The sequence below is a fragment of the Serratia sp. NGAS9 genome (genome assembly GCF_009905295.1).
GTDB classification, from domain to species: domain Bacteria; phylum Pseudomonadota; class Gammaproteobacteria; order Enterobacterales; family Enterobacteriaceae; genus Serratia; species Serratia bockelmannii.
In genome coordinates this window covers 2,638,871-2,664,094 of sequence record NZ_CP047605.1, presented here as the reverse complement: position 1 = coordinate 2,664,094, position 25,224 = coordinate 2,638,871, and the positions used below count along the sequence as shown (strand labels likewise).

The following is a 25,224-nucleotide window of genomic DNA, read 5'->3' as shown; positions in this document are numbered from 1 at the left end:
AAATGAACGAGATAACGATTCGTTGTGGCGTGACTGAACAGGGCGAGGTGCCGCTGGCCTATGAGGACTGGGGCGATGAGACGCACCCGCCGTTGTTGCTCATCATGGGCATCGGCGCGCAGCTCCTGTTGTGGCCTGACGACTTCTGCCGCGCCCTGGTGTCCATGGGGTTTCGGGTGATCCGTTATGACAACCGCGACGTCGGCCTTTCAGGAAAAACGCAGGCACAACGCTCACAGCCATTGTGGCTGCTGATGTTGCGCGCCCAGCTTGGCTGGCAAACGCCGGTGCCTTATACCCTGGCGGACATGGCAACGGACGCGGCGCATCTGCTCGATCATTTACGCATTCCGCAGGCTCACGTACTGGGCGCTTCGATGGGGGGGATGATCGCCCAGGTGCTGGCCGCCGAATACCCGCAGCGCGTCGCCTCGTTATGCATCTTGTTTTCCAGCACCAATCAGCCGCTGTTGCCACCGCCGGCGCCTTCGCTGCTGTGGTTGCTGGTGCGCCGGCCTGCCGCCGATATGACGCTGCAGCAGCGCCAGGAAGGGATGAAGGCCTTTCTGCGCGCGCTTGGCACCGCGACTTATCCACCGGAGGAGGCGGAGCTGGATGCCCTGGTGACGCGGTTGCTGAAGCGGGGTGTGGATCCGGCAGGCATGCAGCGGCAACTTTCCGCGTTGCTCGGCAGCGGCGATCTGCGGCGTTACAGCCGGCGCATCGCCGCGCCGACGCTGGTGATTCACGGCGATCGCGATCGGCTGGTGCGCAAGGCCGGCGGGGTGGCGATCGCTCGGGCCGTCGCCAACGCCAGATTGCAGATTATGCCGGGCATGGGGCATGACCTGCCCGCCGCGTTGAGGCCGCAGCTGGCGGCGATGATCGCCCGCCATGCGTTGGGATGAGAGACCGGTTGGTTCGGTATTTTTGCTTTTTTAGTTACAACATACTAATGGTAGATGGCCACCCGCCACTCTGTAGCCAAGGCGTTACCCGCAGGAAAGTGCACTATGGAACAGTGTCAGGTCAACCAGAGGAAAAAAGGGCGCGGCAGGGCCGCGCCAGGAGAGATTACAGGTAGCGGTTTTCCAAATGCTGACGGAAGTAGCGTGGGTTGAGCGCTTCGCCGGTCGCGTTGGCGATCAGCGTCTCGGTCGGGAAGCGGCTACCGTGGCGCCAGATGTTGTGCTGCAGCCAGTGGAACAGCGGCTGCAGATTGCCGGCGGCGATATCCTCGCTCAGCGAAGGTAGGGCCTGGCGCACGCAGTGGAACAGCTGCGCGGCGTACATCGCGCCGAGGGTGTAAGTCGGGAAGTAGCCGAACGCGCCGTCTGTCCAGTGGATATCCTGCATGCAGCCGTTGCGATAGTTGCCGATGGTGTCGAGGCCGAGGTAAGCGTGCATCTTTTCATTCCACAATGCCGGAATGTCTTCCACTTCGACCTCGCCTTCGATCAGCGCTTTTTCAATTTCGTAGCGCAGGATGACGTGGGCAGGATAGCTCACCTCGTCGGCGTCGACGCGGATCAGGCCCGGTTTAACGCGCTGGTTGAGGCGAATGAAGTTGGCTTCTTCCAGCGCCGGCTGTTCGCCAAATTGCGCGGTGACCAGCGGACGCAAGATTTTCAGGAATTCATTGCCGCGCGCCAGCTGCATTTCGAACAGCAGGCTCTGCGATTCGTGGATGGCGGTAGAGCGGGCCAGGGCGACCGGCTGGCCGAGCAGATCGCGCGGCAGGTTCTGTTCGTAACGGGCGTGGCCGGTTTCGTGCACGATACCGAGCAGCGCGGTCAAGAACTCTTTTTCGTTGTAGCGCGTGGTGATGCGTACATCTTCCGGCACGCCGCCGCAGAACGGGTGGGCGCTGACGTCGACACGGCCGTTGTCGAAGTTGAAACCGAGCAGTTTCATGACGCTCAGGCTCAGCTGGCGCTGGGTGTCCACATTGAACGGACCTTGTGGCGCCTGGCAGGGCTCATTAGCCTGTTTGGCCACCACGCGCTGCAGCAGATCCGGCAGCCAGGTTTTCAGATCGCCGAAGATGCGGTCGAGATCGCTGCTGCGCATGCCCGGTTCATACAGATTGAGCAGGGCGTCGTAACGGCTGGTGCCGGCCGCCTGCGCACGGATCTGCGCCTCTTCCCGGCTGAGTTTGACCACTTCGCGCAGGTTCTCGGCGAAGCCGTCCCAGTCGTTGGCCGGGCGCTGGGCGCGCCAGGCGTGTTCGCAGCGCGCGCCGGCGAGCGATTTGGCTTCGACCAGCGACGCCGGTAGCAGCACCGCGTCTTCATACTGGCGGCGCATTTCGCGCAGGTTGGCGCGGTCGATCTCGTCCAGCGTCTCTTGCTGCGCGCGATCCAACAGCGCGCCGGTGCTTTCCGCTGTTAAAAGCTGGTGTTGCAGCACGCTCAGCTCGGCCAGTGCTTCGGAGCGCGCCTTGCTGCCGCCCGGCGGCATCATGGTTTGCATGTCCCAACCGGCGATGGCGGACAGGTGGCCGAAACGCGACAGACGGCTAAAAAGCGCGCGCAGGTGATCGTAAGCAGACGTGTTGGAATGTGCAGATGTCATTATTATTCGACTCCAATGAGAAGGGTCCGGCGGTATTACGCCAGATCGGCTTTTAAACTGAATGTCGGCTTCACCGGCCAACAGAAACGGAAACTGGCGCCGCCGAGCGAACTGCTCTCGACGAACACCTGTCCCTGGTAGGCGACGGCGATGGAATGGACGATGGCCAGCCCCAGTCCGCAGCCGCCGGTGGCGCGATCGCGGCTGGGATCGAGGCGAACGAAAGGCTCGAATACCCGCTCGCGCTCTTCCGGCGGGATACCCGGCCCGTCATCTTCGACCTGCAAACAGGCGAGGTCGCCGTCGAACCACAGACCCACGCGCAGACGCTGCTCGGAATAGCGCAGCGCGTTATTGACCAGGTTATCGAGCACGCGTTCCATCAGGCGCAGATCGACGCCGCCGAAGTCGCCGACGTGCGGGATATCGAGCTGGATGTCGCGTTCCTGATGAATAAGACGGATATCGTCGACCTTGTCCTCCAGCCACTTTGGCAGATCGATGGGTTCAATGTTTAGCGCAACCTGCGGCCGGTCCAGGCGGGCATAGGTCAGCAGCTCGTCGATCAGCGACTCCAACTGGCCGATATCGCGGTTCAGCGCTTGCTGTTCGCCTTCGGACAGGTTATCGCTCATCTCGAGCCGATAGCGCAGGCGCACCAGCGGCGTGCGCAGCTCGTGCGCGATGCCGTCGATCAGCTGTTTCTTGCTGGCGATCAGGGTGTTGACGTTGTCGGCCATCTGGTTGAACGCCACGCCGAGCCGGCTTAGGCTGGAAGTGGGATCGAAGTGGGTGCGTTCATCCAGATGCCCGGCACCGAGCCGCTGGGCGGCGTTTTCCAGTTTGAGCAGGTCTTGCCAGTGCGGCCGCATCCACAGAAACACCGGCAGCGCCAGCGACATGCCGATAAACACCAGCAACACCAGATCCAGCAGGCGCATCTGGTGCAGATAGAACAGATAAGGAATGGGGCCGACCACCAACACATAGTGGCTGCGCGGAATGCGCTGCATAAAGGTGTACTGATCGTCGAGGGCGATGATTTCACCCAGCCGCAGCCGCTTTTTCAGATCCTCGCTCAGTTCCTGTTTGCCGAGCGGTTCGATATGCAGCTTGAACGACAGATTGAGATCCAGCGTGGCGATAGTCTTGTTCCAGTCCTTCAGCGGGATTTCGCGCAGCTCGCTGCGCATCAGGTACAGCGAGCTTTTCATCAAATCGTCCATCGACTGGCGGCCTGCGCGCTCGGCGGTCACCTTGTACACCAGGCCGACCAGCATCGCCATCACCAGAAAACAGACGAATAGCAACAGGAAGAACTGGACGAAAAGTTTTCTCATTGTTGCACCGATGCCCAGGCGTTAGGGGCGAACAGATAGCCTTTGTTGCGCACGGTTTTGATGCGGAACGGCTCCAGCGCATTGTCGTACAGCTTACGACGCAGGCGGGAGATCGCCACGTCGATGCTGCGATCCATACCGTCGTAGCTCACGCCGCGCAGGTTTTGCAACAACGCCTCGCGATCCATGATCTGCCCGGCGTGGGTCGCCAGCTCCCACAGCAGATCGAAATCCGAGGTGGACAGGGTGATGGTTTCTTCGCCCAGCGTAACCTGACGGTTGACCGGATCGATGCACAGCAGCCCGAAATGCAGCGCGTTATGCTGGGTGAGCGGCTGAACCGACTCTTCTTTCGGCTGTTGGCTGTGTTGGCGCAGGTGCAAACGCAGGCGCGCTAGCAACACCGCCGGTGGCGTGGTTTTCAGGATATAGTCGTTGGCGCCCATCTCCAGCGACAGGATATGGTTCATGTCGCTGTCGAGCGAAGTGAGCAGCACGATCGGGCCGGGGAAGGTAGGGCGCAGATCGCGGCACAGCGTCATGCCGTCTTTACCGGGCAGCATGATGTCCAGCAGCACCAAATCGGGTTGCTCGCGCTCGATGCGCGCCTGCGCGCTGTCGCCACGCGGTTCGATCAGCACCTCGATGTCATGTTTGCCCAGATAGGCGGCGATCAGTTTGCCGACTTCAGGATCGTCTTCCACAAAAACAATTTTATGCATATGCCCGTGTTTTAATATAAAAAGCGGATTTGAGCATAGCGCGGCCCGCGACGTTGCGCCATGCGGATCTTGGCGTCAGCGCAGCGGCCGCCCGCCGTCGACGCCGTGGGTGCGGCCGGTGACGTAGCGGCTCTCCAGCAGGTAGTTCACCAGATTGACCACTTCACTTTCGCCGGGTGCGACCTTCATCAGCGATTTCGCCAGCGCCTGCTGGCGATAGGCTTCGTCGTCGCCCGGATTGAAGATGATCAGCGCCGGCGCGATGGCGTTGACCTTGACCTCCGGCGCCAGCTTGCGGGCAAACGAACGAGTCATATTGTCCAGCGCAGCCTTGCTGGCGGCGTAGGCGATATGCTTGTCGCTGCCTTTTTCCACCACGTAGTCGGTGAGATGGATAATGTCGGCGCCAGCCTGGCCCTGGCCGGTCAGACAGGATTCGAGCAGTTGGTTGAGCAAATAGGGCGTGTAAACGTGAATTTGCAGCATTGCTGCCATTACCTGTTCCGGCGGCACCTCCGGTGACTCGGCCTGCCAGGCGCTGGCGTTGTGGATCATCGCGCGCAGCTTGGGCGCCACTTGCCGCACCTGGTCGGCGAAACGGTAGATACCTTCATGTGTGGCAAAGTCGCCCTGAATGCAGCGGGCGCCCAAGGCCTGCAACTCGGCCATCGCCGGATATTCGCTGCGATAGGCGATAATGACCGGAACGCCGCGCTGGAGAAACGCTCTGGCGAGCGCCAGCCCTATGCGCCGCGCGCCGCCGGTAATCAGCACCGGGGCGGAGTTGGGGTGTTCCATTGATTAAAGCTCCTGGACAGACTGGCAAACAATAGGGGAATTATGCCATCATACGGCGGAAAGTCGTTAAAGCTTCGCATGATTATCCATTTCTGGATGTAAGATCCCCAATGCATTTCAGGTTGCCGTCCGGCGGCGGCTTGAAAGACCACGGGTTAACACTGGCCATGAGAGGAATGAGGGGATGAACAGCAATCACCTTGCATCCATCGCGCGCAGTGAGAAAATCTGTTTTGACTACATGGATTTTCTGTCCGCATCGTGCAGGAAGCACTGGCGCTTTGTTGATGCTATTTATGGTGTGATGCCGATCTTCGGCATGGTGTTGAAATCGCGCGTGACCACGTCACAAACGCGCAAAGAGCAGTTGAAAGAGCTGGCGTTGCAGGTGGTGTCAACGCAGGTTAGCGATGAAACCAATATCGTGCGCCTGATTGACCTGGCGCAGCAGCAGGGCCTGACGGTATTTGATATTCAGCTGCCCTATGCGCTGGAGGCGCAACAGCTGGCGGCCATTCAAAAAGAGTGCGCGGAAGGCATTGCGATCGCCCTGGTGGGTGAGCGTATGACCGTCACCATTCCCCCTAAAAGCTGACCGGGAATCAACCCGGCCGCCCGTTCATGGTTAGGCAATTGACCTGCTGAGATGGCCTAACCATGAACGTGAAATCTCACGCCGCGTGACGCGTGCTGTCTAAAGTCGGGTCCCGGCATTGGGACCGGAACGCAGGGTGTAAATACTGTCTATATGTATTAACACCGCGTATTTCGGCGGATTCATCCCGTTTTTTTCTGCAAATGCCAGCGCCTCGTCAAACGGTTTGCCCGTCAGAAACAGTTCGGGTGTACCAACGAAGCGGTAGCCGTCCAGTGCCTCGCGGTCGATGACCACAACGGCCATTTTCGAGCCTTCCTTGATGTTTTGCAGCGTTTGGCCACCGGTATTTTCGTTGTAAATCAGTGTACGGTCATCATAGAGGCGCAGAGAACGCTTGGGGCCGATATCGGGCACGCCGCTCGGGCTGCTGGTTGCCTGCACTGGCAGCTGTTTAGCCAGCATCTTCTTCATCTCGTCATTCAATTCATTCATGGGCAGATTACCCCTCAGGTTGATGTGTCACTGTTAATGCACGGTGGCGGAATGGTGGGTAGCGGGCGCGCAGATGCTGGTTTCCGGCAGACGGTGCTCGCGCAGTAAGTGCAGGGTTTCAATCCTGAAGCGCAGCAGGTGCCGCTCAGCGATCTGCTGCATCTGTTCGCACAGCGACGAATCGGCCAAGAGTTGCTCGATAGCGACTCGGGCCTGATGAACATGCAGCTCGACGCCGCGCAGAGGCTTCTGCCGCAGGCGCAGATGGGTGATGTTGTTGAACGTGACGATCAGCGCGGCAAGGGCAGACTCGAAAATATTCAGCGCTTCAAATCTGGCGGTATAGTCCGCATTCAGCCAAGGCTGCTCGGCGATGATCGCCTGAGCCCCCTCCAGCGCCTGTTGATAGCTGGTCATCGCCTGGCGATCGTGCCGCTGATTAAACGCCGTGTTGCCCTCGGCGATCAGCGCCTCCCAGGCGGCAAACAAAGGTAATGCGTGCAGCAGTTTCTCAGCCATGAAATGCCTTCCATTTTTGCCTGTCTTCATCCGCCGCCTGACGCCTCTCGCCAGGGGCACTCGCGTCTTACCATTAATCAATAAATGATAATGATAATTAATTGCATTTGAGATCGCAAGCGTGGCGCATGGCTGACTGTGCAAAGGGGGGGAGCGTGGTAGCAGGGAAAAAGAGGAAGCAAAATGCGGCTGACGGGCAGCCGCATTGACGGGGCACTTTAGTGCAGCATAAACCAGCCGGCGGGCAGCGTGGCCACCAACAGCAGTAAGATACTGCCTTTTTCCAGGCGATTCAGCAGATTGATATCCTGATGGCCGCGGCGGGCGTACATGAACACCAACAGGCCCGGCGCATACAGCAGCACCGACATCAGCAGGTGCATCAGACCGGAAGCGTACAGCAGCCATAAACCATAGACGCAGGCGCCGGTGGCGGCGAAGATCAGGCGTTTGTCGCGGCGGCGGTAAGCCACCCTGAACAGAAATGCGCCGACCAGGAAGTAAGGCACCAGGATCATTTCCGACGCGATGGTCAACAGCGAGTTGTAGTTGCTACCGGTCAGCCAGATCAGCACCAGCGCCAGCTGCACCGCGATGTTGGTCAGCCACAGCGAAGACGCTGGGGCGTGATGGCGGTTCTGCTTGCCGAACACGCGCGGAAACGCGCCGTGCTGTGCGGCCAGCAGCGGCACTTCCGCCGCCATGATGGTCCAGCTGAGGTAGGCGCCGCACACGGAGATGATAAGACCGGCGGCGATGATCACGTCTCCCCACGGGCCAATCAGTTCCACCATCAGCACCGCCATCGACGGATTGCGCATGTCGGCCAGTTCGCTGCGTGGCACCACGCCCAGCGACAGCAAGGTGACCATCAGGTACACCGCCAGCGCCGACAGCACTGCCAGCATGGTGGCGCGGCCCACGTCTTTCTTATTGCGGGCGCGAGCAGAAACCACCACGGCGCCTTCCACGCCGATAAACACCCACAGGGTGATCAGCATGGTGTCCTTGACCTGTTCCCACACCGGCTTGCCGAGGGCGATACCTTTGAAATCCAGCGTGAACACGTCCATTTTGAAGGCGATCGCCGCCAAAACGGCGAACATCCCCAATGGCAGCAGCTTGGCGAGGGTGGCCGCCAGGTTAATGCTGGCGGCAGTTTGCACGCCGCGCAGTACCAACGCGTGCACGATCCACAGCAGGGCGGATTCGGCGATCAGCGCCTGCCAGGTATTGCCGTCACCGAGAATCACGTTGCCGCCGCGATCGGTAAAAATACTCAGCGCCGCAAACACGATCACCAGATACGAGACGTTGGCGATCACGGCGCACAGCCAGTAACCCCAGGCGGAGCAGAAGCCCATCAGCTCGCCGAATCCTTCTTTGGCGTAGGTGAAGATGCCGCCGTCCAGATCCGGGCGCAGACGCGTAAGCAACAGCATGGCGAACGCCAAAAACAGAATGCCGACGCCGGTGATCCCCCAACCCAGCAGCAACGCGGCGGGGCTGGCGACCTGCGCCATGTTTTGCGGCAGACTGAACACGCCGGCGCCCAGCATCGAGCTGAGCACCAAAGCGGTTAGCGCGGTAAGACCGAGTTTTTTTTCCAATGACGGATCCTGAACGCAGAATAAACAACTGGAAGGGAACTGCTTGGCGGCAACAATGTGTTAACAACCACTGCGCGAATAGACAATAGCCCTAAAAATTGGCGCAAATTCTACGGAGGGATGATTAGAGATGCAATGATTGAATATGCGGAATTTACAAAAAACTATTCAACGAGTGGCGAAAAGAACGGCAATAAAAACGGGCAGCTCAAGGGCTGCCCGATGGTAAACCGAAAAGCGGGTTTTATTTGAACAGATCGGCGCTGACGGTCAGGTTGCCGCCGCTCTTGTTCTGCCATTGGCGAGTGACGTGATAGTACTTGGCGCCTTTCTCGGCCGCGCGTTTCGCCACTTCGGTGGACACGTCGGTCATGCTGTTGAAGTGGCCGGTGAAGGTGACGGAATCGAACGGCACCATCTGCGCGGCGGTCACGTTGTTCACTTCCTGGATCTTGGTGCCGTTAGGCAGCGTGACGGTATAGCGCTGGCCGGTAGAGGACTGCGTTTCGAAGAAACGGCCCACTTCGCGGCTTGGCGAACCGGAAGACGCGACGCCAGGGATTTCGACTTTCGCGGCTGCGGCACCACCGGCGGCCAGTGCGGCGCGGCCGGCGTCAGAATCAGCCGGGATAGCGTCCGGGCTCTGCACGCGGCGTTTCGGCGCATCGGCCTTATAGATGTACGCGGTGACGAACTGGTTGCCGCCGGAGTTGGCGTCAACCTGGCGCACGATGAAGAACGAGGCGGCGCCTTTTTTCTGCGCTTCTTTGGAGATGGCGTCGTTGATGTCCGGCTGGCTGCGGTAGAAACCGCTGACGCTCACGGTATCGTAAGGCTCCAGCAGGTAGGCTTCCTCTTTAGGCAGTTCATTCACGCCGTTAAATACGCGGTATTTTGGTGTTTTGCTCACTTCTGGCGCATCTTTATGATAAAGGTCTGCGGTGACGCGCCAGTTGCCGCCGTTGTTGCTGTTGTTGCTGTCCTGGATATAGAAGGAATCGGCACCCAGTTTGTCTGCACGGCGGGATACGGCGTCGACGGCTTCATTGATGGCATTGAAGCGGCCGGTAATCGTGATGCGATCAAACGGCTTCAGCGCCGCTGCTTTCTCAGGAGTTAACTCTTGCGCCGCATGAGCAGACAGCGCGGTGAGTGATAACAAGGCTGACGCGATGATCGTGGTCTTCAGCTTCATAAAAAATCCTTTCGCCTAGCGCATTAACGTTTATAACGTACTGAACTGTTTAAGTGTAATTCAGCCGTCGATTATTACATGTAATTCTGAAAACTGTCTCAGCATTTTATGTTATCCCGTGCGACAAATCGCTTACGTTGACGCGGGCCGCACGGATGGCGCCATCATCATAAGTTTCCATAATAAAGGCTTTGGTGTCATTAATGTTAATTATTCACAAAATGATAACTTTTATGCTCTTTCGCCGCACGTGGCCATCAATCGTTACGCCGGGCGTAAACCTCTTGTCACGCAGAATGTGCTGTTCTGTATGGATTTTTTCACAGTAAATTGCGATTTGTCATATCACGCGCGGCATTTTTATGTAAAAACAGAGCTGAATGCGTAAGCAATTATGGATCATCGACCTTATTTTCAGTAGGTTATAGTTGGCGTCTGAAATCAGTGCGGGCAAGTTAACGCCTTGCTCGCCGGTGGCGTCGTGCTATGGGCAGGAAAATAATAAACATCATCCAAGACAGGTGAGAAGGGAACATTATGCGTATTGGTGTACCAAGAGAGCGGTTGGCCAATGAAGCCCGGGTCGCAGCCACGCCGAAAACGTTGGAACAACTGCTGAAGCTGGGTTTTACCGTCGCGATTGAACGCGGGGCGGGCAAACTGGCCAGTTTTGACGACGTCGCCTACGAAGCCGCCGGTGCGGCGCTGGTCGACGAAAACGAAGTGTGGCAGTCGGATCTGATCCTGAAAGTCAACGCGCCGCAAGACGACGAGATCGCCTTGATGCGCGAAGGCAGCACGCTGGTCAGCTTTATCTGGCCGGCGCAAAACCCCGAGCTGATGGCCAAGCTGGCGGCGCGCAACGTCACCGCGCTGGCGATGGATTCGGTGCCACGCATCTCGCGCGCCCAGTCGATGGATGCGCTGAGCTCGATGGCCAACATCGCCGGCTACCGCGCGATCGTCGAAGCGGCGCATGAGTTCGGCCGCTTCTTCACCGGCCAGATCACCGCCGCCGGCAAAGTGCCGCCGGCTAAGGTGATGATCATCGGCGCCGGCGTGGCCGGCCTGGCGGCGATCGGCGCTGCGGGCAGCCTCGGCGCCATCGTGCGCGCCTTCGACACCCGCCCGGAAGTGAAAGAGCAGGTGCAGAGCATGGGCGCGGAATTCCTCGAGCTGGATTTTGAAGAGGAAGCGGGCAGCGGCGACGGTTACGCCAAAGTGATGTCCGAAGCCTTTATCAAGGCCGAGATGGCGCTGTTTGCCGCACAGGCGGCGGAGGTTGATATCATCGTCACCACCGCGCTGATCCCAGGCAAACCGGCGCCGAAGCTCATCACCAAAGAGATGGTGGCGTCGATGAAGCCGGGCAGCGTGATCGTCGATCTGGCGGCGCAAACCGGCGGCAACTGCGAACTGACCGTGGCCGACACCATTACCGTGACCGACAACGGCGTGAAAATCATCGGCTATACCGACCTGCCGAGCCGCTTGCCGACCCAATCTTCGCAGCTGTACGGCACCAACCTGGTCAACCTGTTGAAGCTGCTATCGAAAGAGAAAAACGGCGAGATCGACATCGATTTCGACGATACGGTGATCCGCGGCGTTACCGTGGTGCGCAGCGGTGAAGTCACCTGGCCAGCGCCGCCAATCCAGGTCTCCGCCCAGCCGAAAGCGGCACCTGCCGCTGCACCGGTCGCCAAACCCGAAGCCAAACCGACCTCGCCGTGGCTGAAGTACGGCCTGATGGCCCTGGCGATCCTGCTGTTCGGCTGGCTGGCGGACGCGGCGCCGAAAGAGTTCTTGTCGCACTTTACCGTGTTCGCGCTGGCCTGCGTGGTCGGTTACTACGTGGTCTGGAACGTCAGCCATGCGCTGCATACTCCGTTGATGTCGGTCACCAACGCGATATCAGGGATTATCGTGGTCGGTGCGCTGCTGCAAATTGGCCACGGCGGCTGGGTGAGTTTCCTCTCCTTTATCGCCGTGCTGATCGCCAGCATCAACATTTTTGGTGGATTCACCGTCACTCAGCGCATGCTGAAGATGTTCCGCAAGAACTAAGGGGTAACAAATGTCTGGAGGATTGGTTACAGCTGCATACATTGTTGCCGCTATTTTGTTTATTTTCAGCCTGGCGGGCCTGTCGCGTCATGAAACGTCGAAGCAGGGCAACCTGTTCGGCGTCGCCGGTATGGCGATCGCGCTGATCGCCACCATTCTGGGGCCGGATTCCGGCAACGTCGGCTGGATAATCATCGCCATGATCATCGGCGGTTCGATCGGCGTCTATCTGGCGAAGAAGGTCGAGATGACCGAAATGCCGGAACTGGTGGCGGTGCTGCACAGCTTCGTTGGCCTGGCCGCGGTGCTGGTCGGTTTCAATAGCTACCTGGATCACGGCGCGCCGATGGAACCGGTGATGGCGAATATCCATCTGACCGAAGTGTTCCTCGGCATCTTTATCGGTGCGGTGACCTTCACCGGGTCGATCGTCGCCTTCGGTAAGCTGCGCGGCATCATCTCTTCCAAGCCGCTGATGCTGCCGAATCGCCACAAGCTGAACCTGGCGGCGCTGGTGATCTCGTTCCTGCTGCTGGTGGCGTTCGTGCGCGCCGACAGCGTGGGCTGGCAGGTGGTGACGCTGCTGCTGATGACGGCGATCGCGCTGGCGTTCGGCTGGCATCTGGTTGCCTCGATCGGCGGCGCCGACATGCCGGTGGTGGTGTCGATGCTCAACTCTTACTCAGGGTGGGCCGCGGCCGCGGCGGGCTTCATGCTGAGCAACGATCTGCTGATCGTCACCGGCGCGCTGGTGGGCTCTTCGGGGGCTATCCTGTCTTACATCATGTGTAAGGCGATGAACCGTTCGTTTATCAGCGTGATCGCCGGCGGTTTCGGCAGTGACGGTTCATCCACCGGCGATGCCGAAGAGATGGGCGAATACCGTGAAACCACGGCGGAAGAGGTGGCCGAGCAGTTGAAGAACTCCACCTCGGTGATCATCACCCCGGGTTACGGCATGGCGGTGGCACAGGCGCAATATCCGGTGGCGGAAATCACCGAGAAACTGCGGGCGCGCGGCGTGAAGGTCCGTTTCGGTATTCACCCGGTCGCCGGGCGCTTGCCGGGCCACATGAACGTGCTGCTGGCGGAAGCGAAGGTACCGTACGACGTGGTGCTGGAGATGGATGAAATCAACGACGATTTCCCGGATACCGACACCGTGCTGGTGATCGGCGCCAACGACACGGTGAACCCGGCGGCGCTGGAAGATCCGCGCAGCCCGATTGCTGGCATGCCGGTACTGGAAGTGTGGAAAGCGCAGAACGTGATCGCGTTCAAACGGTCGATGAACACCGGCTACGCCGGCGTGCAGAACCCGCTGTTCTTCAAGGAGAACACTCAGATGCTGTTTGGCGACGCCAAAGACAGCGTGGAAGCGATTCTGCGGGCGTTGCAGAAGTAAAATTGGGCAACCAAAGAAAAACGGGCCGCTTAGCGGCCCGTTTTTTATACGCGAAGCTTAATCTTCGTCGTCGTGTTCGTCGTCTTCATCCGCTTCGATCGGGCAGTTGAAGTTTTCCGGTTTAATCACCAGCAGGTCGCATTTCAGATGATCGATCACATGTTCCGCGGTGTTGCCGATAAAGGCGGCTGAAATGCCGGTGCGGCCCAGGGTGCCCAGCACCACCACGCCGGCCTGCAGGTGTTCGGCCAGATCGGGGATCACCTCTTCCGGCAGGCCTTTTTCTACGTGGGTGAACTCTTCCTTAATGCAGAATTTCTGCCGCAGCGCCTTCATGGCGATCAGGTGCTGGCCGCGAATGGCGTCGTTGTAGACGCTCGGGTCGAAGTCGGGCAGTTCGATGGCGATGTTGATCGGCGTGACGGGATAGGCGCCGACCAGGTGAACCTCGGTCTGGTTGACGTTTTGCGCCAGTTCGACGGTTTCTTGCACCAGTTTGATATTGAGCGGGTCGTGATAGGGTTCTTCGCTGGCCAGGTTGACCGCCACCAGCGCTTTGCCGCCTTCCGGCCAGGGCTGGTCTTTCACCATCCACACCGGGCAAGGGCATTTGCGCAGCAGGTGCCAGTCGGTGGGGGTAAAGATCACCGACTCCAACCGGTCGTGCTGGTGCGCCATTTTCAGCAGCAGGTCATGTTGGCCAGAAAGCACTTCCTGAATGATGGCTTCGAAGGGGCGGTTATGCCAGACCACTTTGATTTCGATCGGCACGCCGTCGTTGAGGTAGAAGCGGCACTGTTCATTGATCCAGGCGGCGCGTTGGCTGATCACACCTTGCCGCATCGCCGTTCTTTCGTCCGGGGAGAGCAGGGTCGTCATTTCGTAAGAGAAGTCGTAAATGGGCAGGAAGGCTTTGATGCGCCCGCCGTTCCGTTTTACCAGGTACACGGCGCGGCGCAATGCCGGCTGATCGTCCTGATTGGGGTCAATAGCCACCAGAAGATTCTGATACTTCGCCATAGGGCCTCCTTACAGCTGAAATCAACAGTCTGTTAATTTACAGAGTAACCCAACATTGAAAAACAGAACAACAACAGAAGCGTGCCGGATCAACAATTTCGGGGAAATGGTGATCCGGCAGGGGGATCAGGCGTTGACGGTCACGTTGATACGTGGCGTTCCGGCCAGCACCGACAGGGCGTCGGCATTTTCGATGGTGATGTATTTGCCTTTCACGCTGAGAATTTCGCTTTTCTGGAAGCGGCCCAGCAGGCGGCTGATGGTTTCCACCGTCAGGCCGAGGTAGTTGCCGATGTCGCCACGGGTCATGGTCAACCGGAACTCGCGCGGTGAGAAGCCACGTTCCGCGAAGCGACGCGACAGGTTGTAAACGAACGCCGCCAGGCGCTCTTCGGCATTTTTCTTCGACAGCAGCAGGATCATGTCCTGGTCGCCTTTGATCTCGCCGCTCATCAGCCGCATGATCTGCTGACGCAGGTTGGGCATTTTGCCGGACAGATCGTCGAGGGTCTCGAACGGGATCTCGCACACCATCGAGGTTTCCAGCGCCTGGGCGAAGCTCGGGTGCTTCAGGCCGCCGATGGCATCGAAGCCCACCAGGTCACCCGCCAGGTGGAAACCGGTGATTTGCTCGTCGCCTTGCTCGGTGATGGTGTAGCTTTTGATGGTCCCGGAACGGATCGCGTACAGCGATTTCAGCTCGTCGCCGGCCTTGAACAGGGTCTGGCCTTTCTGGATGGGCTTTTTCCTCTCGATAATGTTGTCGAGCTGGTCCAGCTCGTGAGCATTAAGGGTGAAAGGAATGCACAGCTGGCTGATGCTGCAGTCCTGGCAATGGATCGCACAACCACCAGACTGGATACGACGAATCACGCGTTTTTCCGGGATCATAGATTACGCTCATTCAATAATTGATATGAGTCAATTTTAACATCTTTTGCTGCAGCTGATAAGGGTGGCATTAGCATGAATAGGGGTATTGTGTGCGAATTTTGCGCACACATGCCGCCGATTATTCTGTATGGGACTGAAGTTATGAGTATTATTTGTGACTTATGCGTTTTATTCACACAAGCTATTAATAGTACCCAAGTGGGCACGCGCGCGGCGTAGAGCAATGTGTTTTATTAAGCAGCGCCAAACAATGGCGCTGGATAGGTGGCTACAGCAAATTTTTCGGCAGGTAGCCCTCGTGCTGCAGCAGCCACTGCTTGCGTTGTACGCCGCCGGCATAGCCGGTCAGCGCGCCCTGCGAACCGATCACTCGGTGGCAGGGCACCACGATGCTGATCGGATTTGAACCGTTGGCCATGCCGACCGCGCGCGAGGCGGTCGGACGGCCGATGCGTTGCGCCAGTTGGCCGTAGGTCAGGATCTCGCCGCAGGGGATTTGGCGCAGCTGTTGCCACACGGTGCGTTGGAACTCGGTGCCGGCAGTCATCACCGGCAACCGATCGATAATGCTCAGTTCACCGGCGAAATAGCGCTGCATGGCGTCGGTCAGCCCGCTGGGATCGCGCTGTTCGCGCAGGGTGAAGCGATCGGCGCGGTAGTGGGTATTCAGCAGCTTCATGAGGCGCGCTTCGTGATCGGTCCAGTCAATCGCCCGCAGGCGCCCCTGTTCATCGGCAATCAGCACCAGTTCACCCACCGGCGTAGCGGTACGATCAATCAAAAAAGTCTGCATCTGGATCACTCCTCGGTTTAGTGTGGGGATTATCGCATGAAACGGAGGGAGACGATGGCGGATTTCGGACATGTTGATGGGCAACCGCAGGGTTACCCAAATAGGCGGCTCAGGGGAAGCCAGGGAGTCATTGTTCGACGAATTTATAAAATAAATTTATAAGTTATCAAGACAAGTTGTTTCTTGTTTATTATTTCATCAAGCATTGACACATTGGGGTTACTTATAGCTGATGGTCACACGCTTTAAATGGGGATTGTTATTCACCATTTCACTGGTGACGGCAGAGACTAATTCTTTTGGCATCTCTTTTAACGAAGAAGAAATATACCCGTTCTGATATTCCGTCACTTTGCCGAAACAGTTGGAGATAAACTGTTCATCCTGATGTGTGATGGCGCAGGTTGGCGTAGTAATGGCGCCGGTGAAGCGCACGACGCCGGAGGCGACCTGGCTTCCGGAAAGCGGTTTTGCTTGCAGAGCGAAGGGCAGAATGACCAATGCGCTTAATACGGCTAAGTAATGGTTCATACGCTGTTCCTCTTAGAGTAAAGAATGCTGCCAATTAAAAACAAGCATGCTTGTTTTCATTAAATAAGCTATTTCGTGTGGCGAAATAAAAACGAATGGGCAAAATTCCTACTGCCTTCATCCAATGGATTTGATAATAGGGAGGTAGGGTGAGCAAAACCATGATTTGGATCATAGTGAAGACCGGTTAATGGTTTCCGGTGCGGGCAGGGTAAAAGGCTGTGATCGTTCTCTCAGGAAAGCGGGGAATGGCGGGATGTTTTCGCCCCCGTGGTGTAACGGCAGGAACCGGGGGCGAGAGCGGGCTTACAGCATGCCGCTGCTGCCGCAGATGCGGATCTTTTCCGCTACCACTTCTTTCATCGCCAGCTTGCCGGGGACGATGTATTTGCGCGGATCGTTAGCATCCGGGTGCTGCGAAAAGTAGCTTTTTACCGCATCGGCGAAGGCGATTTTCAGTTCGGTAGCGACGTTGACCTTGCAGACGCCGAGCGAAATCGCGCGCTTGACCATCGCTTCCGGAATGCCGGAGGCGCCGTGCAGCACCAGGGGCACGTCCACCTGTTCGCGGATCAGCGCCAGGCGCTCGAAGTCCAGCTTCGGCTCGCCGTGATACAGGCCGTGGGCGGAACCGATCGCCACCGCCAGCGAATCGATGCCGGTGGCGGCGACAAACTCGCGTGCCGCCATCGGGTCGGTATAGAAGCTGTCCGCGGTATCGACGATCAGATCGTCTTCCTGCCCGCCCAGGCGGCCCAGCTCCGCCTCCACGCTGGCGCCATAGCGGTGGCACAGGGCCACTGCGGCGGCCACCTTGGCGATGTTCTGCTCGAACGGCAGATGGGAACCGTCGATCATCACCGAGCGGATACCGCTTTTCACCTTGTGCTCGATGTCGTCCAGTTCTTCGTGATGATCCAGATGCAGCGCCAGCGGCAAATCGTAGCGGTACGCGGCCGATTGGCAAATGCCGATCAGGTAGTCGGTGCCGGCGTAGCTGAAGGTGCCGGGCGTGCCGGCCATGATCACCGGTGAGCGCAGCTCGGCGGCGGTCTCCGCCACCACCTGCACGGTTTCCAGATTGTGGACGTTAAACGCCGGAACGGCGTAACCCTGGCGCTGTGCCTTGAGCAGCATTTCTCGATTGGCTATCAGATACATGGGATCTCCTTACAACTCAGGGGAGGGAAAACGGTAAATCGTCACGCCTTTCACCACCCGGTTGACCTCGCCGGTCGGGCAAGGGTTGTCCGGGGTCAGCCCCAGCGCCAGCGAACTCTCGAAGGCCAGCATCTGGGTGAACAGCAGATACGGGAACAGCAGCCAGATATCGTCAGCCGCGTCGTGCATATTCAGCAGAGCGTCGGACAGGGGTTGGCGTTCGCCGGTCAATCCGACCAACTGCATCGCCAGCCCGTCGCGCTGCAGCTCGTTCCACAGATCGCGGTCATACTGGCGGGCGTAGTCGTCGTGGGAGAACATCAGCACCACCAACGTCTGGCCGTCGACCATGAATTTCGGGCCGTGGCGCAGGCCGAGCGGCGAGTCGTAGCGTGTAACGATGCGGCCGGCGGTCAGCTCCAGCATCTTAAGTGAGGCCTCTTCGGCGAGGCCGGTAAAGCAGCTGCCGCCGAGGGTGATGTAGCGGCGGAAGCCGCTGGCGGCCAGCGCTTTCACCTGCGCCTGCAGCGTTTCACGCAGTTCTCGGCAGCGCTGCACCATGGCACTCAGCGGTGCCTGGGCGGCCTCGAGCGACGTTGGGCCGAGCAGCAGCGCGGCGCTCAGCATCATGCAGCTGAAGCTGGAGGTCATGGCGAAGCTCTGATCGTTGGAACCTTGCGGCATCACCAGCGAACAGACGTTGTCACGCCGATGCGCGTACTGCGCCAGCCGGCTGTCCGGGTTGCACACTAGCATTAGGTGATAGCTTTCCGGCAGCAGCTGGTCGGCCAGCTCCACCGTCGCCACGCTTTCCGGGCTGTTGCCCGAGCGGGCGAAAGAGACCAGCAGCGTCGGCCGATCAGGGTCGAGATACTGCAGCGGGTTGGCGACGATATCGGTGGTGCCGTAGGCTACCACGTCGCGGCCGGTGCGTTCGCGCAGCCAGGGCGCCAGGGCACGGCCGGCAAATGCCGAACTGCCGGCGCCGCACAGGACGATCTGCAGGCGCGGATTGGCCAGCAGCGGCGCCAGGAACGGCTGCCACTGCGCCTGTTGATCCTGCAGCTGCCGGTGCAGCGCTGCCCACAGATCCGGCTGTTGCCAAATTTCTGCGGCGGTGTGCCAGGCGTTGCGCTGCTTCAGCCAATCCGCCTCGTAAGAGAAATACGCGTTCATGATGACAGCTCCTTAAAAAGCCTCGGTTAACGGTCGGCGATAATCACGTCGATCCCTAAATGGTGCAGCGCTTGCAGGTAGTGCGCCGGAATGCGGCTGTCGGTGACCAGACGGTGGATCTGACCGATTTCGCGGATCATGCAAAAACTGGTGCGGCCGAATTTGCTGGCGTCGGCGATGGCGATCACTTCACGCGCCACCTCGCACATCACGCGGTTCAGCTGCGCTTCGCCCGGATCCGGCGTGGTGATGCCGCTCGTGAGATCGAAACCGTCGACGCCGAGAAACAGCTTGTCGAACCGGTATTGGCGCAGCTGCTGTTCGGCGGCAGGGCCGTAAAGCGACCAGGCTTTGCGGCGCACGCTGCCCCCGACCACCATCAGATCGATCTGCTCGTTGCTGGCTAATTCGAAGGCGATGTTGAGCGCGTTGGTCATCACCACCAGATCCTTTTTCCCCGCCAACTGCGGCGCCATCTGGCTGGTGGTGGAGCCGGAGTCGAGGATGACGGCATCGCCGTCTTCAATCAGCGCCGCGGCCGCGCAGGCGATGACGTGTTTTACGTCGCGATTGAGGCGGCCCTTGTCCTGCAATGGGCGGTCGAAGGCGAACTGTTTGTTCAACATAGCGCCGCCGTAGGCGCGCACCGCGCAGCCGTGTTTTTCCAGCTGGCGCAGATCGCTGCGGATGGTGACGCTGGACACCGAAAACTGCTGGCTGAGCTGCTCCACGCGCACCGTGCCCTCGCGGCACAGCTGGTCGATAATTAATTCCCGGCGTTTTGCGGTATTGATCATTAACGCAGACTCCTGATTTACCTGTAGCCGTGCCCGACCGCGGCTTAATAAGCCGCAGCGATACCGACCGGAGCGCTTTCAGTTGTTCGTGGCGAATTACAGCAAACGAAACACTGAAATGCAATCGATTAATTTTAAAATATCTATATCTATCAGATGGTTATATTTAATTTTGCTTTCAGTTTAATGCCAACCGAAAGCGGTGTTAACGCAAAGTGAAAACGGCAAATTCGTTATTTTTCAGTCGCCAATTCCCGGCATTTAATTATTCAGCCCGTCGAGGCCGAAAGCCGCAACGATCGCTCGACAACCGCCAGGCTTTCACTGTTTTTTTATGCCGGCGCGCGTAAAAGCGCCGCGCCGCGTACGCCGCTGCTGTCACCGTGCACCGGCGGGAACACCGCCGCCGGTTCCACGCCCGGCAGCAGCCAGCGCCGCATCGCCGGCGGCAACAGCCGGTAAAGCTCGCCGACGTTGGACAAGCCACCGCCCAGCACGAAGGCATCAACATCCAGCAGCAGCTGTAAGCCGGCCAGCGCGCTGGCCAGAATGTCGACGTAAATCGTCATCAGCCGATGCGCGAGCGCATCACCGGCACGATAGCTGGCGACCAGCGCTGGCACGTCGGCGGCCGGATGGGCGAAATGGCGGCTCAGCGCCAGCAGTCCGCTGCCGGAGACGTAGCGCTCAAAGCAGCCGGTCAGCCCGCAGTTGCAGCCGAACAGCGGCAGATCGTAACGCTGCGCCAACTGGGCCGAGATCGGCATATGGCCCCATTCACCCGCCACGCCGCTGCGTCCCTTATGCAGTTGCCGGTTCACCACCAGGCCACCGCCGGCACCGGTGCCGATGATGGCGCCGAACACCAGCGGCAGGTGTGCGGTTTGCGGCGTACTGGCTTCCGACAGCGCGAAGCAGCGGCAATCGTTCTCGATGGCGATCGGCCGCGCCAGCGCCTGCGTCAAATCATCCGCCAGGCAATGCCCGGTCAGGCAGGGCACGTTGACCGCCAGCTGGCGGCGGCTGACGGGATCGGTGATCCCCGGTAAACCGATGCCGATGCTGCCGCGCGTATGCAGTTCGCGATCCGCCTGCTCGACCAGCCCGGCGATGCAGGCCACGAATTCGCCGTAATCTCTGGTAGGGGTGCGCACCCGCTGGATCAGCACCTGATTGAGCCGGCGATCGTAAGCGGCCATTTCAATCTTGGTGCCGCCGATGTCGAAGCCGTAACGCATCTCTGTCGTGGCCATGCTTCAGGCTCCGTTCAGGGCGATCACCGCCGCTTCACGGCGTGCGCGTTCGGCGGCGAACACCATCAGGTGGCTCTCCAGCGCTTCGGCCGGGCCGGCCAGCACCTGGCTCGGATCGTTGGCGCGAATGGCCGCGATAAAGTGCTGCATCAGGTAGTAGTCGCCGCCGCCGTGGCCGCCCATCGCGTGCAGATCCTGGCCGGCGTCGGTGTCGTAATGCGTTTCGCCGTCGTCGAGGAACGAGGTGATGCGGATATGGCGGCCGTCGCCTTCCAGGCAGCCGCGGCTGCCGAAGATGCGGGTGTGGCGATCTTCGTGGCGAGTGAAGGCCGTCATGGTGAACGACGCAGTGCGGCCGCCGGCGAACTGCATGTTGACCACCTGATGGTCGACCACGTTATTGTCGCAGCGGTAGACGCAGCGGCCGTAGGGCCCGTCGCGCAGCGCCGCCCGCAGCGTCGTCTGGTCGGGTTCCGGCGTCAGCACCCGCAGAAAACCGGGCGTGGCCTTGTGATCGTCGCCCAGATAGATGCGTTTGGCGGAATAGGGACAGGCTGCCTCCACCGCGCAATCCAGGCAGTTGTCCGCCGCGCCGGCCGGTTGGTTTTCCTGGTGGAAGTGGTGCAGGTTGCCGAAGGAGCTGACCTGTTCGCAGGGCTGTTCCATCACGTAGCGGATCCAGTCGATGTCGTGGCAGGATTTCTGCAACAGCATAAACGCGGCCTGTTGATCGTTGCGCCAGTTGCCGCGCACGAAGGAGTGCGCCTGATGCCAGTAGCCGACCGGTTCTAAGTGTTGCAGGCTGACGATGTCGCCGATCGCGCCATCGCGCAGCAGCTGTTTGAGCTTTTGGGTATAGCGGGTATAGCGCAGTACGTGGCCGACTGAGAAGATCAGCTTTTGGCGCACGACCTCGGCGACGATGGCCCGGCACTCGTCGGCGTCCGGCGACAGCGGTTTTTCCAGCAGCATGGCGTAGCCCTGACGGGCGAAGGCCAGCGCCGGCTCCAGGTGCATCTGATCCTGAGTGCAGATCAGCACCGCGTCGGCCAGCTTGCCGGCGTCGGCGGCCTGGCGCCAGTCGGTGAAGACGTTTTCCGGCGCGATGGCGTGCTGCACCACGAACGGCTCGCGGTAGGCATCGCGCGGTTCCGCCACCGCCACCACCTGCATCAAATCGGGGTGCGCCAGCGCATAGCGCGAGTAGATTTCACCGCGCGCACCGGCGCCGACGACCAGCACTCGCACCGGGCGCTGGGCAACGTTGTTGGGTTGTGTTGGCGACATTGCTGATACTCCGCTGTTGTTATTTGAGGTTTTGGCCGCTGAGCTCGTCGAACAAATGCGCGCGCGTCAGATCGAATGCCAGATGAATGCTTTCGCCGAGGCGCGGCTCCCAGTCCGGCAGCGACGCCATGCGCAGCACGAAGCGCAGGTCAGCCAGTTCGCAGTGCAGCAACTCTTCGTTGCCCATGCGCTCGATGGTGACGATCTGCGCCGGGAAACAGTTGGCGCTGCCGGGCGCACACAGCCGCAGGGACTCCGGCCGGATGCCGAGACACACCCGCGCATGCGGGTAGTCGGCTAACTGCCGTTGCAGCGCCGGCGGCAGATCGAGCTGGTGCTGCAGGCCGATACGCAGCCGCACCGTTTGGCCGTCGCGCACGATCGCCAGATCGTGCAAATTCATCGACGGGCTGCCGATAAACTCGGCGACGAAACGGTTGGCGGGGTGGTGGTACAGATTGATCGGTTTATCCACCTGCATGATGGCGCCGCGATTCATCACGCAAATGCGATCGCCCATGGTCATCGCTTCGACCTGATCGTGGGTGACGTACACCATGGTGGCGGCGGCGCCTTCCTGCTTCAGCTGGTTGTGCAGTTCGATCAGCTGTACGCGCATCGACACTCGCAGCTTGGCGTCGAGGTTGGACAGCGGCTCATCGAACAGGAACACCTTGGGCTTGCGCACGATGGCTCGGCCGACCGCCACCCGCTGGCACTGGCCGCCGGAAAGCTGGCCCGGCTTGCGCTGCAGCAGGTTGGTGATCTCCAGTTTTTCCGCCGCGTCGCGCACCCGGCGGTCGATCTCGGCCTTGCTCTCTTTGCCGATCAGGCCGAACGCCATGTTCTTGTACACCGTCATGTGCGGGTACAGCGCATAGTTCTGGAACACCATGGCGATGCCGCGATCCTTCGGCATGCTGTCGTTGACGCAGCGATCGTGGATCAGGATCTGCCCCTCGCTGACGCTCTCCAGCCCGGCGATCATCCGCAGCAGGGTAGACTTAGCGCAGCCGGACGGGCCGACGAACACCATAAATTCCCCGTCTTCAATTTCCAGATCGACGCCGTGCAGCGCGTGGAAACCGTTGGGGTAGACTTTTTTAACGCTGTTTAACTGAATTCCGGCCATGTCGTTTACCTTGTCTGCGCGTTAGCCTTTCACCCCGGCGCTGGCGATGCCCTGGATGAAATAGCGTTGGAAAATAATGAACAGCATCAACATCGGGATCACCGCCATCAGCGCCCCGGCCATCAGCAACGGGTATTCCACCCCGGCGCGGCTGGAGAGCGAGGCGAGGCCAACCGGCAGCGTCAGCTTCTCGGTGGTGGTATTGACGATCAGCGGCCACATCAGGTTGTTCCAGCTCCACAGGCCATTGATGATGACGCAGGCGATAATGCCTGGCCGGATCAGCGGCAGCATGATGCGCCAGAAGATGGCGAAGTAGCTGTAGCCGTCGATCAAAGCCGCTTCTTCCATTTCCTTCGGTACCGCCAGGAAGAACTGGCGCAGCAGGAAGGTGGCGTAAACGCTGAAAATGCCCGGCAGCACCAACCCGGTGATGCTGTTGACCAGCCCCAGCTTCTGGACCACCAGGAATTGCGGGATCAGAAACGCCTGGCCGGGCACCATCAGGATCGACACGCATACCAGAAACACCGCGTCGCGGCCGCGAAAATGCAGGCGCGAGAAGCCATAGGCGGCCAGGGTAGCGATCGCCATCTGCAGGGTGACGGTGAAGAAAGTCGCCAGCAGCGAGTTGAGATAAAAGCCGGCGAACGGGATTTCGTGCATCACCCGACCGTAGGCCTGCAGGCTAGGGTGCGCCGGCAGCAGCGTCAGCGGGATCTGAATGCTCTCGGCCTGGGTTTTCAGCGAGGTCACCAGCATCCAGATAAAGGGCACCACCGAGGCCAGCGCCGCCAGCCCCATAAACAGGTACACCAGCGTTTTCTTGCTTGCGTTCATGTGCAGCTCCTCAGCTGACTTTCAGGCGCTTGCCGATCGCCATTTGAATCAGGGTGATCACCAGCGTGACGGCGAACAGCACCACGGTGATGGCGGAAGCGTAGCCTTTTTCCTGCAGGTAAAACGCGTACTTGTAGAACAGGTTGGTGACGGTCATCACGTCGTTTTCCACCAGCGCGCGGTCGAACATCAGGAACACCACGTCGAAGATTTGCAGGATCTCGATAAAGCTCATCACCGACACGAAAAACAGCGTCGGCACCATCATCGGCAACGTGATACAGAAGAAGCGGCGCAGGGTGCCGATGCCGTCGATATCCGCCGCCTCGTATAGCTGGCGCGGAATGCTCTGCAGCCCGGCCAGCAAAATGATGATCTTCAGCGCCAGCGACGACCAGATGATGATGATGGACACGCTGATGCGCACCACGTCCGGATCGGACAGCCAGGCGACCGGCGCAATGTGCAGCAGGCCCAGCGCCTGGTTGATCAGGCCGAAATCCTTGTTGAACAGCCATTGCCACACCATGGCCACCGCCGCAGGCATGGTGACCGCCGGCAGGAACAGCAGGGTGCGCAGCAGGCCTTTGCCACGGATGTTCTGATTGAGGCCGATCGCCAGCAGCAGCGACAGGCTCAGGCTGATCGGCACGCACACCACCACGTAGAACAAGGTGTTGGCGGCGGCGGTGTAGAAGTCGTCGTCTTCGAACAGGTTGAGATAGTTATCGACGCTGATGTTGCTCCAGCGCATGAACTGGTTCAGATCGGTAAAGCTGTAAAAAATGTTTTGCAAAAAGGGGATCAGGTAAAACACCGTCACCCCCAACAACAGCGGCAGGATCATCACCCAGCCCCAGAAGCGTTCGGCGCGTTCGAGCCGATTGAGCGCGGGGCGGGCGGTGCGCCGGGATGGTTTCAGGGTGACCGTAGCCGTTTCTGCCAGCGACATGTTGCCATTCCTCACCTATGACGTTCAGCGTGGGTCCACCGCGGCGCGCGCTCGGGGCAGCGCGCCGC

General features: G+C 59.6%; 24 protein-coding genes. 4 read left to right on the top strand and 20 right to left on the bottom strand.

The genetic code is table 11. From position 1 onward, the window contains the following. Positions 1–2: 2 nt before the first annotated feature. The gene (locus GUC32_RS12765; protein ID WP_049207473.1) at positions 3–908 is read left to right on the top strand and encodes an alpha/beta fold hydrolase; all 906 of its coding nucleotides are present in this window, start codon (positions 3–5) and stop codon (positions 906–908) included. A 166-nt stretch (positions 909–1,074) separates the two neighbouring features. On the opposite strand, the gene GUC32_RS12760 is transcribed toward GUC32_RS12765, so the two are convergent. From GUC32_RS12760 to folM, 4 genes are all read right to left on the bottom strand, one after another. Next, entirely contained in the window at positions 1,075–2,574 is a 1,500-nt protein-coding gene (locus tag GUC32_RS12760; RefSeq protein ID WP_127145958.1) for a carboxypeptidase M32, read from the bottom strand. Positions 2,575–2,609: 35 nt separating this feature from the next. After that, positions 2,610–3,914 carry a two-component system sensor histidine kinase RstB gene (gene rstB, locus GUC32_RS12755; protein ID WP_043143616.1) on the bottom strand — a complete coding sequence of 435 codons (1,305 nt, stop codon included), beginning with the start codon at positions 3,912–3,914 and terminating at the stop codon, positions 2,610–2,612. Then, positions 3,911–4,636, bottom strand: coding sequence for a two-component system response regulator RstA (rstA, locus tag GUC32_RS12750; RefSeq protein WP_004938307.1), 726 nt, complete (start codon positions 4,634–4,636; stop codon positions 3,911–3,913). Before rstA ends, rstB begins: the two co-directional genes overlap by 4 nt. 75 nt (positions 4,637–4,711) lie before the next feature. Then, positions 4,712–5,434, bottom strand: a complete 723-nt coding sequence (gene folM, locus GUC32_RS12745) for a dihydromonapterin reductase (RefSeq protein ID WP_025302971.1) — start codon at positions 5,432–5,434, stop codon at positions 4,712–4,714. Positions 5,435–5,618: 184 nt separating this feature from the next. Here folM and GUC32_RS12740 point away from each other — a divergent pair, with 184 nt between their 5' ends. Then, positions 5,619–6,029, top strand: coding sequence for a hypothetical protein (locus tag GUC32_RS12740; RefSeq protein WP_025302970.1), 411 nt, complete (start codon positions 5,619–5,621; stop codon positions 6,027–6,029). A 99-nt stretch (positions 6,030–6,128) separates the two neighbouring features. On the opposite strand, the gene GUC32_RS12735 is transcribed toward GUC32_RS12740, so the two are convergent. The 4 genes from GUC32_RS12735 to ydgH form a co-directional block, all read right to left on the bottom strand. Next, positions 6,129–6,524: a pyridoxamine 5'-phosphate oxidase family protein gene (locus GUC32_RS12735; protein WP_025302969.1), complete on the bottom strand. Its 396-nt coding sequence runs from the start codon at positions 6,522–6,524 to the stop codon at positions 6,129–6,131. Positions 6,525–6,557: 33 nt separating this feature from the next. After that, positions 6,558–7,043 (bottom strand): hypothetical protein, encoded by a 486-nt coding sequence (locus GUC32_RS12730; protein WP_142590332.1) that lies wholly within the window; start codon positions 7,041–7,043, stop codon positions 6,558–6,560. A gap of 218 nt (positions 7,044–7,261) precedes the next feature. Next, positions 7,262–8,653, bottom strand: coding sequence for an amino acid permease (locus GUC32_RS12725; RefSeq protein ID WP_369435254.1), 1,392 nt, complete (start codon positions 8,651–8,653; stop codon positions 7,262–7,264). A gap of 244 nt (positions 8,654–8,897) precedes the next feature. After that, the gene (gene ydgH, locus GUC32_RS12720) at positions 8,898–9,848 is read right to left on the bottom strand and encodes a DUF1471 family protein YdgH (RefSeq protein ID WP_025302966.1); all 951 of its coding nucleotides are present in this window, start codon (positions 9,846–9,848) and stop codon (positions 8,898–8,900) included. A 537-nt stretch (positions 9,849–10,385) separates the two neighbouring features. Here ydgH and pntA point away from each other — a divergent pair. Further along, entirely contained in the window at positions 10,386–11,915 is a 1,530-nt protein-coding gene (gene pntA, locus GUC32_RS12715) for a Re/Si-specific NAD(P)(+) transhydrogenase subunit alpha (protein ID WP_369435253.1), read from the top strand. A gap of 10 nt (positions 11,916–11,925) precedes the next feature. Further along, positions 11,926–13,320 (top strand): Re/Si-specific NAD(P)(+) transhydrogenase subunit beta, encoded by a 1,395-nt coding sequence (gene pntB, locus GUC32_RS12710; RefSeq protein WP_148123482.1) that lies wholly within the window; start codon positions 11,926–11,928, stop codon positions 13,318–13,320. Positions 13,321–13,377: 57 nt separating this feature from the next. On the opposite strand, the gene uspE is transcribed toward pntB, so the two are convergent. The 12 genes from uspE to GUC32_RS12650 form a co-directional block, all read right to left on the bottom strand. Then, positions 13,378–14,340 carry a universal stress protein UspE gene (gene uspE / locus GUC32_RS12705; RefSeq protein ID WP_004938281.1) on the bottom strand — a complete coding sequence of 321 codons (963 nt, stop codon included), beginning with the start codon at positions 14,338–14,340 and terminating at the stop codon, positions 13,378–13,380. 126 nt (positions 14,341–14,466) lie between these two features. Continuing rightward, positions 14,467–15,231 (bottom strand): FNR family transcription factor, encoded by a 765-nt coding sequence (locus GUC32_RS12700; RefSeq protein ID WP_004938278.1) that lies wholly within the window; start codon positions 15,229–15,231, stop codon positions 14,467–14,469. A gap of 271 nt (positions 15,232–15,502) precedes the next feature. Beyond that, positions 15,503–16,027, bottom strand: a complete 525-nt coding sequence (gene ogt / locus GUC32_RS12695) for a methylated-DNA--[protein]-cysteine S-methyltransferase (RefSeq protein ID WP_025302963.1) — start codon at positions 16,025–16,027, stop codon at positions 15,503–15,505. 219 nt (positions 16,028–16,246) lie between these two features. Beyond that, the gene (locus GUC32_RS12690) at positions 16,247–16,558 is read right to left on the bottom strand and encodes a hypothetical protein (protein WP_148123481.1); all 312 of its coding nucleotides are present in this window, start codon (positions 16,556–16,558) and stop codon (positions 16,247–16,249) included. Between the two features lie 306 nt (positions 16,559–16,864). Next, positions 16,865–17,719: a tagatose bisphosphate family class II aldolase gene (locus tag GUC32_RS12685; protein ID WP_148123480.1), complete on the bottom strand. Its 855-nt coding sequence runs from the start codon at positions 17,717–17,719 to the stop codon at positions 16,865–16,867. 9 nt (positions 17,720–17,728) lie between these two features. Then, positions 17,729–18,895 carry an SIS domain-containing protein gene (locus GUC32_RS12680; protein ID WP_043144075.1) on the bottom strand — a complete coding sequence of 389 codons (1,167 nt, stop codon included), beginning with the start codon at positions 18,893–18,895 and terminating at the stop codon, positions 17,729–17,731. A gap of 26 nt (positions 18,896–18,921) precedes the next feature. After that, entirely contained in the window at positions 18,922–19,692 is a 771-nt protein-coding gene (agaR, locus tag GUC32_RS12675) for a transcriptional repressor AgaR (RefSeq protein WP_025302959.1), read from the bottom strand. 332 nt (positions 19,693–20,024) lie between these two features. Next, positions 20,025–20,930, bottom strand: a complete 906-nt coding sequence (locus tag GUC32_RS12670) for an ROK family protein (RefSeq protein WP_197770403.1) — start codon at positions 20,928–20,930, stop codon at positions 20,025–20,027. Positions 20,931–20,948: 18 nt separating this feature from the next. Then, the gene (locus GUC32_RS12665; protein WP_197824038.1) at positions 20,949–22,232 is read right to left on the bottom strand and encodes a Gfo/Idh/MocA family protein; all 1,284 of its coding nucleotides are present in this window, start codon (positions 22,230–22,232) and stop codon (positions 20,949–20,951) included. A 19-nt stretch (positions 22,233–22,251) separates the two neighbouring features. Continuing rightward, positions 22,252–23,364 (bottom strand): ABC transporter ATP-binding protein, encoded by a 1,113-nt coding sequence (locus tag GUC32_RS12660; RefSeq protein WP_025302956.1) that lies wholly within the window; start codon positions 23,362–23,364, stop codon positions 22,252–22,254. Between the two features lie 21 nt (positions 23,365–23,385). Then, positions 23,386–24,204 carry a carbohydrate ABC transporter permease gene (locus tag GUC32_RS12655; protein ID WP_004938251.1) on the bottom strand — a complete coding sequence of 273 codons (819 nt, stop codon included), beginning with the start codon at positions 24,202–24,204 and terminating at the stop codon, positions 23,386–23,388. 10 nt (positions 24,205–24,214) lie between these two features. Beyond that, the gene (locus GUC32_RS12650) at positions 24,215–25,156 is read right to left on the bottom strand and encodes a carbohydrate ABC transporter permease (protein ID WP_369435252.1); all 942 of its coding nucleotides are present in this window, start codon (positions 25,154–25,156) and stop codon (positions 24,215–24,217) included. Positions 25,157–25,224: the final 68 nt, after the last annotated feature.

Bases quoted from the DNA above. Each gene is read 5' to 3' on its own strand.
- GUC32_RS12730 (WP_142590332.1), bottom strand. From the start codon at position 7,043: ATGGCTGAGAAACTGCTGCACGCATTACCTTTGTTTGCCGCCTGGGAG.
- ydgH (WP_025302966.1), bottom strand. From the start codon at position 9,848: ATGAAGCTGAAGACCACGATCATCGCGTCAGCCTTGTTATCACTCACC.
- GUC32_RS12765 (WP_049207473.1), top strand. From the start codon at position 3: ATGAACGAGATAACGATTCGTTGTGGCGTGACTGAACAGGGCGAGGTG.
- GUC32_RS12760 (WP_127145958.1), bottom strand. From the start codon at position 2,574: ATGACATCTGCACATTCCAACACGTCTGCTTACGATCACCTGCGCGCG.
- GUC32_RS12650 (WP_369435252.1), bottom strand. From the start codon at position 25,156: ATGTCGCTGGCAGAAACGGCTACGGTCACCCTGAAACCATCCCGGCGC.
- ogt (WP_025302963.1), bottom strand. From the start codon at position 16,027: ATGCAGACTTTTTTGATTGATCGTACCGCTACGCCGGTGGGTGAACTG.
- pntB (WP_148123482.1), top strand. From the start codon at position 11,926: ATGTCTGGAGGATTGGTTACAGCTGCATACATTGTTGCCGCTATTTTG.
- GUC32_RS12735 (WP_025302969.1), bottom strand. From the start codon at position 6,524: ATGAATGAATTGAATGACGAGATGAAGAAGATGCTGGCTAAACAGCTG.
- uspE (WP_004938281.1), bottom strand. From the start codon at position 14,340: ATGGCGAAGTATCAGAATCTTCTGGTGGCTATTGACCCCAATCAGGAC.
- GUC32_RS12660 (WP_025302956.1), bottom strand. From the start codon at position 23,364: ATGGCCGGAATTCAGTTAAACAGCGTTAAAAAAGTCTACCCCAACGGT.
- folM (WP_025302971.1), bottom strand. From the start codon at position 5,434: ATGGAACACCCCAACTCCGCCCCGGTGCTGATTACCGGCGGCGCGCGG.
- GUC32_RS12740 (WP_025302970.1), top strand. From the start codon at position 5,619: ATGAACAGCAATCACCTTGCATCCATCGCGCGCAGTGAGAAAATCTGT.
- GUC32_RS12670 (WP_197770403.1), bottom strand. From the start codon at position 20,930: ATGCGTTACGGCTTCGACATCGGCGGCACCAAGATTGAAATGGCCGCT.
- GUC32_RS12685 (WP_148123480.1), bottom strand. From the start codon at position 17,719: ATGTATCTGATAGCCAATCGAGAAATGCTGCTCAAGGCACAGCGCCAG.
- GUC32_RS12665 (WP_197824038.1), bottom strand. From the start codon at position 22,232: ATGTCGCCAACACAACCCAACAACGTTGCCCAGCGCCCGGTGCGAGTG.
- rstA (WP_004938307.1), bottom strand. From the start codon at position 4,636: ATGCATAAAATTGTTTTTGTGGAAGACGATCCTGAAGTCGGCAAACTG.
- rstB (WP_043143616.1), bottom strand. From the start codon at position 3,914: ATGAGAAAACTTTTCGTCCAGTTCTTCCTGTTGCTATTCGTCTGTTTT.
- agaR (WP_025302959.1), bottom strand. From the start codon at position 19,692: ATGATCAATACCGCAAAACGCCGGGAATTAATTATCGACCAGCTGTGC.
- GUC32_RS12690 (WP_148123481.1), bottom strand. From the start codon at position 16,558: ATGAACCATTACTTAGCCGTATTAAGCGCATTGGTCATTCTGCCCTTC.
- pntA (WP_369435253.1), top strand. From the start codon at position 10,386: ATGCGTATTGGTGTACCAAGAGAGCGGTTGGCCAATGAAGCCCGGGTC.
- GUC32_RS12700 (WP_004938278.1), bottom strand. From the start codon at position 15,231: ATGATCCCGGAAAAACGCGTGATTCGTCGTATCCAGTCTGGTGGTTGT.
- GUC32_RS12680 (WP_043144075.1), bottom strand. From the start codon at position 18,895: ATGAACGCGTATTTCTCTTACGAGGCGGATTGGCTGAAGCAGCGCAAC.
- GUC32_RS12655 (WP_004938251.1), bottom strand. From the start codon at position 24,204: ATGAACGCAAGCAAGAAAACGCTGGTGTACCTGTTTATGGGGCTGGCG.